This window comes from Pseudarthrobacter albicanus, assembly GCF_018224015.1.
Classification (GTDB): domain Bacteria; phylum Actinomycetota; class Actinomycetes; order Actinomycetales; family Micrococcaceae; genus Arthrobacter; species Arthrobacter albicanus.
On sequence record NZ_JAGPOT010000213.1, the window covers coordinates 1 to 749 of the forward strand.

Below are 749 nucleotides of genomic sequence, written 5' to 3' on the forward strand. Positions count from 1 at the left end.
CAGTCCGGGAATAGGCGCCGAGTGCTGCCCTGGCCAGGTCCCGGCGCTGGCGCCAGCGGATGAGGGTGCGCAGGATGTGGACGAGCATCCCGGTCCAGAGGGTGGCCGCGGCAAGGTGCAGTACCGTCAGCGGGATGCCCAGGAACGGGTCGGCCAGCTGCGGGTGCGCGCGCAGGGCCTCCGCGCCGATCACGGCCGCGAGCGGCAGCCAAAGCCAGGCACGGCGGCGTGCAACGGCCGCGGTTGCTGCCAGGGCGAATCCGCTGATCTGGATCAGGGTCAGGATTCCCGGCCGGCTGCCGGTCAGGGCGTCCGGGACGGGACGGGTGAGGCCTGCCGTCAGGGAGCCGTTGCCCAGCAGCAACACGGCCAGGCCGGCGGCGGCGGCCAGACCCGCCAGGCAGGCCCACATGGTGATCGGCCGCGGACCGGGCGGGGCGCCGCGAAGCCGGGCCAGCAGCCGGGTTCCGGCTTGTTCGCCCAGGGCCAGGGCGAGGGCGGTGAACAGCAGGGCACGAAGGACGGCCGTCTGCCACGACCCCTGGGTGTCGGTGGCCTGCCCGCCGCCGAGGGCCGCGGCGGAGGGCCCCACGGCGTAGCGGTAACTGCCGCTCATGACGTCCCCGTCGCCGGCGGTGACCTGCCATTGGACGGTATAGATGCCCGGGCCGCCCGGGCCGGGAACGGGTATTTCCAGGGCACGGTTCTCATGGGTGAGCCGGGACGCGCCCAGGGCCCGGCTGCCGCCC

General features: G+C 74.6%; 1 protein-coding gene. It reads right to left on the reverse strand.

What is annotated here, in order from left to right:
* Positions 1 to 749, reverse strand: a 749-nt coding sequence (locus J9611_RS21490; RefSeq protein ID WP_211883339.1) for a copper resistance protein CopC, incomplete at both ends; no start/stop codon positions are given.